At 41.3% G+C, this 9,281-nt stretch carries 7 protein-coding genes and 1 tRNA gene; all 8 read left to right on the top strand.

Translation table 11 applies throughout. From position 1 onward, the window contains the following. The first annotated feature begins 22 nt into the window (after positions 1 to 22). A tRNA-Val gene (locus tag QX565_RS00880) sits at positions 23 to 97 on the top strand. Positions 98 to 244: 147 nt separating this feature from the next. Continuing rightward, entirely contained in the window at positions 245 to 1,591 is a 1,347-nt protein-coding gene (gene purB / locus QX565_RS00875) for an adenylosuccinate lyase (protein WP_221649749.1), read from the top strand. 59 nt (positions 1,592 to 1,650) lie between these two features. Then, entirely contained in the window at positions 1,651 to 3,120 is a 1,470-nt protein-coding gene (locus QX565_RS00870; protein WP_221649748.1) for a pseudouridine synthase, read from the top strand. Positions 3,121 to 3,255: 135 nt separating this feature from the next. Next, the gene (gene asnS / locus QX565_RS00865) at positions 3,256 to 4,659 is read left to right on the top strand and encodes an asparagine--tRNA ligase (protein ID WP_044166756.1); all 1,404 of its coding nucleotides are present in this window, start codon (positions 3,256 to 3,258) and stop codon (positions 4,657 to 4,659) included. A 148-nt stretch (positions 4,660 to 4,807) separates the two neighbouring features. Continuing rightward, entirely contained in the window at positions 4,808 to 5,299 is a 492-nt protein-coding gene (locus QX565_RS00860; RefSeq protein ID WP_289290702.1) for a DUF4488 domain-containing protein, read from the top strand. Between the two features lie 182 nt (positions 5,300 to 5,481). Then, positions 5,482 to 8,109, top strand: a complete 2,628-nt coding sequence (locus tag QX565_RS00855) for a DUF4962 domain-containing protein (protein WP_289290700.1) — start codon at positions 5,482 to 5,484, stop codon at positions 8,107 to 8,109. Positions 8,110 to 8,636: 527 nt separating this feature from the next. Beyond that, complete coding sequence (gene rplM / locus QX565_RS00850) at positions 8,637 to 9,098, top strand: 50S ribosomal protein L13 (protein ID WP_002562283.1); 462 nt, start codon at positions 8,637 to 8,639, stop codon at positions 9,096 to 9,098. Between the two features lie 6 nt (positions 9,099 to 9,104). Further along, positions 9,105 to 9,281, top strand: a 177-nt coding sequence (gene rpsI, locus QX565_RS00845; RefSeq protein ID WP_289290704.1) for a 30S ribosomal protein S9, incomplete at its 3' end; no start/stop codon positions are given.

The raw sequence follows: 9,281 nt of genomic DNA, 5'->3' as shown, positions 1-9,281 counted from the left end.
CGCTTTTGAAACGGAAGTGTACGGGCGCTTAGCTCAGCTGGTTCAGAGCATCTGGTTTACACCCAGAGGGTCGGGGGTTCGAATCCCTCAGCGCCCACGATAGATAAGTAAAATGCTTCGTGAAGTCTTTCGCGAAGCATTTTTTGTTTTCTTACCTCTTTTATATAAACTTTCTACCCCCTTTATGCATTATAAATCAGGAAAAAGAGTTAATTTTGCAACCTGATAATTATCCGAACGACATATGAAACTTGATTTATTAACGGCCATTTCTCCTATTGACGGCCGATACAGAGGCAAAGCCGAAGCTTTGGCAGCCTATTTTTCTGAATTTGCACTGATAAAATACCGCGTGCAGGTAGAGGTGGAATACTTCATTACTCTATGCGAACTACCATTACCACAACTTAAAGGAATCGACAAAAGTGTATTTGAAGCCTTACGTGCTATCTATCGTAACTTCTCTGAAGCAGATGCTCAGCGTATCAAAGATATAGAGAGTGTTACTAATCACGATGTGAAAGCAGTAGAATATTTTTTGAAAGAAGAATTTGATAAATTGGGCGGATTGGATGACTACAAGGAGTTTATTCACTTCGGCCTGACTTCACAAGATATTAATAATACCTCTATCCCTCTTTCTATTAAGGAAGCATTGGAGCAGGTGTATTACCCGCAGATTGAAGAACTGATAGCTCAGTTGAAAACGTATGCTACAGAATGGGAAGCTATTCCGATGCTTGCCAAGACACATGGACAACCTGCATCTCCAACTCGTTTGGGTAAAGAGGTGATGGTGTTTGTGTATCGTCTGGAACGCCAGTTGGCAACATTGAAAGCGTCTCCTGTAACTGCAAAATTTGGTGGAGCAACCGGTAATTATAACGCGCATCGTGCAGCTTATCCGGAATATGACTGGAAGGCGTTCGGTAATCGTTTTGTAGCGGAAAAACTGGGATTGGAGCGTGAAGAGTATACTACACAGATTTCGAATTATGATAATTTGTCGGCTATCTTTGACGCAATGAAGCGTATCAATACGATAATGATTGATATGAACCGCGACTTCTGGCAGTATATTTCTATGGAGTACTTTAAGCAGAAAATAAAAGCAGGTGAAGTAGGTTCAAGTGCGATGCCGCATAAAGTGAATCCAATAGATTTTGAAAATGCTGAAGGTAACCTTGGGATAGCAAATGCTATTCTTGAGCATCTGGCAGTGAAATTGCCGGTATCCCGTTTGCAGCGTGACCTGACAGATTCTACTGTGTTGCGTAATGTAGGTGTGCCGTTCGGACATATTATAATCGCTATTCAAAGCTCTCTGAAGGGATTACGTAAATTGTTACTGAACGAGCCGGCTATTTACCGCGATCTGGATAATTGCTGGAGTGTGGTTGCTGAGGCTATCCAGACGATATTGCGCCGTGAAGCTTATCCGCACCCGTATGAGGCACTGAAAGCGCTGACAAGAACTAACCAGGCGATAACAGAAAGCTCTATTAAAGAGTTTATCGAAGGACTGAATGTTAGTGAAGATATAAAGAAAGAATTAAGAGTGATAACTCCGCATACATATACGGGACTCTAAAAAAAAACTCTGAAATACCGGCCGTGAGGCCTATGTTTAATTTTTATTCGAATAAAGTAATGAGTACAGAAAACGAAGAATGGCGTGACAGCTCTAATGAAGAGAACACTGGCGCCAGCCGTGATGGTAACAGATCTTACAACAGAGAAGGTGGATATAATCGCCCCTCTTACAACAATCGTGAAGGTGGCGATCGTCCGTATCGTCCAAGATTCAATTCTAATGGTGAAGGCAGCGACCGCCCGCAACGTTCTTATGGTGACCGTCCGCAACGTCCTTCTTATAATCGTGAAGGCGGTGATCGCCCGTATCGTCCGCGTTTTAACAATAACAACGAAGGTGGTGACCGTCCGCAGCGTTCCTATGGTGATCGTCCTGCTTATGGTGACCGTCCGCAACGTCCTTCATATAATAACAATCGCGAAGGTGGTGATCGTCCGTATCGTCCACGTTTCAATAATGGTGAAGGTGGCGACCGTCCACAGCGCTCCTATGGTGACCGTCCTGCTTATGGCGACCGTCCGCAGCGTCCTTCTTATAATCGTGAAGGTGGTGATCGTCCGTATCGTCCGCGTTTCAATAATGGTGAAGGTGGCGATCGTCCGCAACGTTCTTATGGTGACCGCCCGCAACGTCCTTCTTACAATCGTGAAGGCGGTGATCGTCCGTATCGTCCACGCTTTAATAATGGAGGCGAAGGTCGTCCGCAAGGATTTGCCCGTCCGCAGCGCCGTACAGGCGATTATGATCCCAACGCGAAATATAGTAAGAAAAAACAGATAGAGTACAAGGAACAGTTTGTTGATCCGAATGAACCGATTCGTTTGAATAAGTTCTTGGCTAATGCTGGTGTTTGTTCGCGTCGTGAAGCTGATGAATTTATCACAGCCGGCGTTGTTTCGGTGAATGGTGAAGTGGTAACGGAATTGGGTACTAAGATCAAACGCGCTGATGTTGTGAAGTTCCATGATGAAACGGTAAGCATTGAACGTAAGGTGTATGTTCTGCTGAATAAGCCGAAAGATTGTGTGACTACTTCTGATGATCCTCAGGCGCGTCTTACTGTAATGGACCTTGTAAAAGGAGCTTGTAGTGAACGTATCTATCCGGTGGGACGTCTGGACCGCAATACCACAGGTGTATTGTTGTTGACGAATGATGGCGATCTGGCTTCTAAGCTGACGCATCCTAAGTTCCTGAAGAAGAAAATCTACCATGTTTATCTGGATAAGAATCTGACAAAAGCTGATATGGATCAGATTGCTGCCGGTGTTGAATTGGAAGATGGTGAAATCCATGCAGACGCAATCAGTTATGCCGACGATATTAAACGTGACCAGGTGGGGATTGAAATCCATTCAGGAAAGAACCGTATTGTTCGTCGTATTTTTGAATCACTGGGTTATAAAGTGGTAAAACTGGATCGTGTATTCTTTGCCGGTCTTACTAAGAAAGGTCTGCGTCGTGGTGAATGGCGTTATTTGACTGAGCAGGAAGTGAATTTCCTGCGCATGGGATCTTTTGAATAAAAAAAAGTAGTTAAGTAACTAAGCAGTTAAGTAGTAAGTAAAGGATAGATCTATTTGTGGACATTTCGATTCCTACTTGCTACTTAACTACTCACTACTTAACTACTATTATATAATAATGTATATACAATAGTTATGGAAAAGATTAGTAGAACAAAAATTGTCGACCTGATGAAGCGCGAAGACTTTGGCGCTATGGTCAATGTGAAAGGATGGGTTCGTACCCGTAGAGGTAGCAAACAAGTAAACTTTATCGCACTGAATGACGGTTCTACAATAAATAATGTACAGGTAGTAGTTGACCTGGCTAACTTTGATGAAGAAATGCTGAAGCTGATCACTACAGGCGCTTGTGTAAGTGTAAATGGTGTGATGGTTGAGTCGGTAGGCTCGGGGCAGAAAGTGGAGGTGCAGGCTCGTGAAATAGAGGTGCTGGGTACTTGTGATAATACATATCCGTTGCAGAAGAAGGGACATTCAATGGAGTTCCTTCGTGAAATAGCACATTTGCGCCCCCGTACTAACACGTTTGGTGCAGTGTTCCGCATTCGTCATAACATGGCGATAGCTATTCATCAGTTTTTCCATGAGAGAGGATTTTTTTATTTCCATACGCCGATTATTACGGCTTCGGATTGTGAAGGAGCAGGTCAAATGTTTCAGGTTACTACCAAGAACTTGTATGATCTGAAGAAAGATGAGACCGGTTCTATCATTTATGATGACGATTTCTTTGGAAAACAAGCGAGCCTGACTGTCTCGGGACAGTTGGAAGGCGAGTTGGCTGCAACTGCTTTGGGGGCTATTTATACATTTGGACCGACATTCCGTGCAGAAAACTCGAATACGCCTCGTCATCTCGCTGAGTTCTGGATGATTGAACCGGAAGTAGCGTTCAATGATATCACGGATAACATGGATCTGGCCGAAGAGTTTATAAAATACTGCGTGCAATGGGCTTTGGACAATTGTGCCGATGATGTGAAGTTCTTGAACGACATGTTTGATAAAGGCTTGATAGAGCGTTTGCAAGGCGTGTTGAAAGAGGATTTTGTACGTTTGCCTTATACGGATGGTATTAAAATTCTGGAAGATGCTGTAGCTAAAGGGCATAAGTTTGAATTCCCTGTTTATTGGGGAGTTGATTTGGCTTCTGAACACGAGCGTTATTTGGTGGAAGAACATTTCAAACGTCCCGTAATTCTGACTGATTATCCGAAGGAAATCAAAGCTTTCTATATGAAGCAGAATGAAGATGGAAAGACGGTACGTGCTATGGATGTGTTGTTCCCGAAGATTGGTGAAATTATCGGAGGGTCAGAACGTGAGTCTGATTATGATAAGTTGGTTACCCGTATTGAAGAACTTCATATTCCGATGAAAGATATGTGGTGGTATCTGGATACGCGTAAATTTGGTACTTGTCCTCATTCTGGTTTCGGACTTGGCTTTGAGCGCCTGTTGCTTTTTGTGACGGGTATGGCTAATATACGTGACGTTATTCCGTTCCCGCGTACACCGCGTAACGCTGAATTCTAATAAATCTTTTTAGATTCTCAATAAAAAGGCTTGTATCTTTTTAAGATGCAAGCCTTTTTTATTGCTTTACATTTGTTTGATTCTCAAAAGATTTTTTTATATTTGTAAGCGACAGGCCTTGAAAGTATTAACTAAAAATAATACGGCGATGAAAAAACTCTATTTCTTTACCATATTGACGGCGATGCTGTTGATGGTAACAGGTGTTATGGCTCAGAAAAAAGCGAGGTTTCAACCTGCTAATTTGAAAGGAATCTGGCAACTGTGTCATTATGTGTCAGAGCTTCCGGATGTTCCGGGGGCGTTAAAGCCCAGTAATACATTCAAGGTTTTAAGTGATGACGGACGGATTGTGAATTTTACCATAATTCCCGGACAGGATGCTATCATTACCGGATATGGTACTTATAAGCAAGTGACGGGTCATTCTTATAAAGAAAGTATAGAGAAGAATATTCATCTTCCTATGCTTGATAATAAGGATAATATTCTTGAATTTGAGATAGAAGATAATGATCTGCTCCATTTAAAGTATTTTATAGCAAAAGACCTGAACGGTAATGAGCTGAATTCCTGGTTTCATGAAACATGGAAGAGGGTGGAGATGCCGGCTGTATTTCCGGAAGAAATCGTAAGGTAAGAGAATGAATGGATGATATAGAAAGAAGAAAAGGGATCTGAGTTTTTGATTTTGGTGAGAATTTGTACAAAATCTAAATATCTTAGGATAAAAATAATATTCAAGTATCCGATTACTACTTACTTTTGCCGTTGCGCTATTATAGCAGGCGGCAAAACTGAATACATCTATTATTTTTATATATGAAACATCATTTCTTTTCTTTGTTAACGGCTTTGTTCTTTTCGGGAAGCCTTTTAGGGCAGGATCAAAGTTCTTATATTCACTACTTGACTTCAAAAGATCATCCGGTGACTATCCGTTTGTCAGACGCTATGTTGATGCATGAAATGCGGGAAACTCCCTCTCCACTGAATAATGCGGTGGTTGGTGAGCGGGCTGTTTCTTTGATGTGGCCTTTAGCTGGAGATAATCAGATACATGGGAGTGGACTCGATGGTATGGAGACAACTAAAGTAAGTAAACCATCTCAAATGTACCGGGTTCGTCTTTCACAAGACCGTAATTTTAAAAGTAATGTAATAGAAGCGGTTTGTTCATGGCCTTTTTATAATCCCGAATTTCCTCTTGCAGATGGTATCTGGTATTGGCAATACGGATATGTAGAAGGAGGAAAGACTTCCTGGTCGGAGGTTTTGAAATTCACACAAGAACCGAATCTGGATCGTTTTTCTCCTCCCTCATTCAAAACGTTTATAAGTAAACTGCCATCGGAGCATCCACGTGTATTGATTGCTTCGGACGAGTGGGATACCTTTATTTCTCAAAGTCAGGATGCGCCTGAACGCGCCTGGTATATTGCACGTGCAGAAAAGACATTGAAAGTTCCGATGAAACATATTGATGACACGGATACAAGTAAAATGGCTGGTTTGGATAATGAGGTAAAACGTAATGCGCTTCTTACCCGGGAAAGCCGGCGTATTGTGGATAGGGAAGAGGTTAATGCTGAGGTATTTGTGCGTGCCTATCTGTTGACTAAGGACGATCGTTATTATGAAGAAGCAATGAAGCGCATCCTCGAAATGATAAAGTGGGAGGAGAGTCCGAATTTTGTAGGTGATTTTAATGAATCGGCATTACTTTCTCTTTGTTCTATGGCTTATGATGCTTTTTATGATAAGTTGGATGCCTTGCAAAGAAGATTATTATTGAAAGAGGTGCAAAAGAATGGAACAAAGTTTTTTAATCGCTTCAATAATCATCTGGAGAATCATATTGCCGATAATCATGTCTGGCAAATGGCTTTTCGTATCTTTACGATGGCGACTTTCAGTGTGTATGGTGATCTGCCGGAAGCCGAAGTGTGGGCTGATTATTGCTATAATTTGTGGGTGGCTCGTTTCCCTGGATTAAACCAGGATGGTGCATGGCATAACGGTGATTCTTATTTTCATGTTAATATTCGTACACTAATAGAAGTACCTTATTTTTATAGCCGTATTAGCGGGTATGATTTTTTCTCTGATCCATGGTATGAGGGTTCGGCTATGTACGTCATCTATCAACAGCCGCCTTTCTCGAAATCAGCGGGTAATGGAAGTTCTCATCAAAATGTGTTGCAGCCCAGTGGAGTTCGTGTGGGATATGCCGATGCGCTGGCCCGGTTAATAAACAATACTTATAGTGCCGATTATGTACGGTGTATTTTGCAAAAGGAACCGGAGTTGTTGCGTAAAGCCTTTATGGCTAAGACGGGAGATCTTTCCTGGTTTCGTCTTCAGAATCATACCCCTTTGCCGGAAGGTAAGAAAATGAAAGATCTTCCTCTTGCTTATGTGTTTCCACAAACGGGGGTGGTGACACTGATGTCTGATTGGGAGAATTTCAGTCGGAATGCGATGCTTACTTTTCGTAGTAGCCCGTATGGATCGACTTCGCATGCTATTGCCAATCAAAATGCTTTCAATACATTCTTCGGCGGGAAACCTCTCTTTTACAGTAGTGGACATCACATAAGTTTCACGGATGAACATAGTGTATATTGCCATAGAAGCACACGAGCACACAATAGTATTCTTGTCAACGGTATGGGACAGAGAATAGGTACCGAAGGATATGGATGGATTCCAAGATATTATACAGGTAAACGAATATCTTATTTTGTAGGAGATGCTTCCAATGCTTATGGTGAGGTGGTTTCTCCTCTTTGGTTGGCTCGCGGACGGGACTCTGGTCTTGAGTATTCACCTGCTAATGGCTGGGATAAGAATCGGTTGAAGACTTTTCGGCGGCATGTTGTTGAATTGGGAAATGCGGGACTTGTTTTTATTTATGATGAATTGGAGGCCGATACAGCTGTCACCTGGAGTTATCTTTTGCACACAATAGAACATCCGATGATTATAAAAAATGATAAGGGTATGACGCACATTACTGCAACGAATGCAGGAGGGGTGTCGGATGCTTATCTTTTTGCAAATGATAAACTGGAGATGAAGCAGACAGATCAGTTTTTCTATCCGGCTGTCAATTGGCTACGTGCAGATGACAAAGGATATTTTGCTCCATACAAAAATCACTGGCATTTTACAGCGATATCTCCGTATAGTCCGGTATACCGCTTTGCTACTGTTGTGAGTACACATGAACAGGGGAGCGTCGGCGTTGTTCCTGAAAAGATATCGGAAGATACCTTAAAAGTCGGTGAATGGATAATAAAAATGAATATATCTCCCAAAGGGAAAGCTACTTTTACAATAGAGAATAAAGCAGAAAACATTATTCTGGAATATGATGGAAGTACAAAGATAACAGAAGAGGAGAGAACTGTGACTTTGAAAGACCAGGTTCCGGAACTGGAAATTTAAATATACTGATACAGTATCCTTTTTCAACTACCCTCTTGCGTAATTCTGCAAGGTTCTGTTTGTCAGAGTGGCAGGGCGACGTAAGGGGGAGTCTATGTAAAAAGTACTTCAGATATAGGGAATATAGAACGGAGTGGTCTGAATGGGGGATATATAGAGAGTTACTTTTACTGGTAACTGTTTCTTTATGTAAATATTGTTGATTTGGTGTTTGCGTTTTGCTTATAATATAAAATAGATATAAACAATTTGCCGGGAAACAGGATAGGACCTAGTATGGTCCTTATGATTTTATGAATATTCCGGATTTGTCTTATGTTTTTCTTACCCTTGTCTTTCAATCTGATAAATCCAAAAAAAGATAGAAATACTTTGCCAATTCAAAGAAAAGCCGTACTTTTGCAAGCCGATTATTATCACAAAAGGATAAGAGATTAATTCATAGCAAGTTAATCTTCCTTTGTCCGGGGAAGATTAATAAGTGGTGAGCAAATTTTTAGTAGTAACATTTAAAAAACAAATTAAGAGTGGATACTTTAAGTTACAAGACCATTTCTGCAAACAAGGCAACTGTAACCAAAGAATGGGTTATTGTTGATGCTACAGACCAAACTTTAGGTCGTCTGGGCGCAAAAGTTGCGAAACTGTTGAGAGGAAAGTATAAACCAAACTTTACTCCTCATGTAGACTGCGGTGATAACGTTATTATCATTAATGCAGACAAAGTTAAATTAACTGGTAACAAATGGAATGACAGAGTTTATTTGTCATATACAGGTTATCCTGGTGGTCAGAGAGAAATGACTCCTGCCCGTTTGATCGCTAAACCTAACGGCGAAGACAGATTACTGAGAAAGGTAGTAAAGGGTATGCTTCCTAAAAATAGACTGGGAGCTAAATTGCTGAGCAATATGTATGTATACGCTGGTGGCGAACACAAACACGATGCACAGAACCCGAAATCAATTGATATAAACTTACTTAAATAAGATATAATGGAAGTAGTAAATGCATTAGGCAGACGTAAACGTGCTATTGCACGCGTATTCGTAAGCGAAGGTACAGGAAAGATTACTATTAACAAGAGAGACCTTGCAGAGTACTTTCCATCAACTATTCTTCAGTATGTAGTAAAACAACCGTTGAACAAGTTAGGTGTTGCTGAGAAGTAT

It is taken from the genome of Bacteroides sp. 41_26 (genome assembly GCF_949740115.1).
In the GTDB taxonomy this organism is placed as follows: Bacteria; Bacteroidota; Bacteroidia; order Bacteroidales; family Bacteroidaceae; genus Bacteroides; species Bacteroides nordii.
This window is presented reverse-complemented; position numbering and strand designations above follow the sequence as displayed.

Coding starts and splice junctions, on each gene's coding strand:
- purB (WP_221649749.1), top strand. CDS start 245: ATGAAACTTGATTTATTAACGGCCATTTCTCCTATTGACGGCCGATAC.
- QX565_RS00870 (WP_221649748.1), top strand. CDS start 1,651: ATGAGTACAGAAAACGAAGAATGGCGTGACAGCTCTAATGAAGAGAAC.
- asnS (WP_044166756.1), top strand. CDS start 3,256: ATGGAAAAGATTAGTAGAACAAAAATTGTCGACCTGATGAAGCGCGAA.
- QX565_RS00860 (WP_289290702.1), top strand. CDS start 4,808: ATGAAAAAACTCTATTTCTTTACCATATTGACGGCGATGCTGTTGATG.
- QX565_RS00855 (WP_289290700.1), top strand. CDS start 5,482: ATGAAACATCATTTCTTTTCTTTGTTAACGGCTTTGTTCTTTTCGGGA.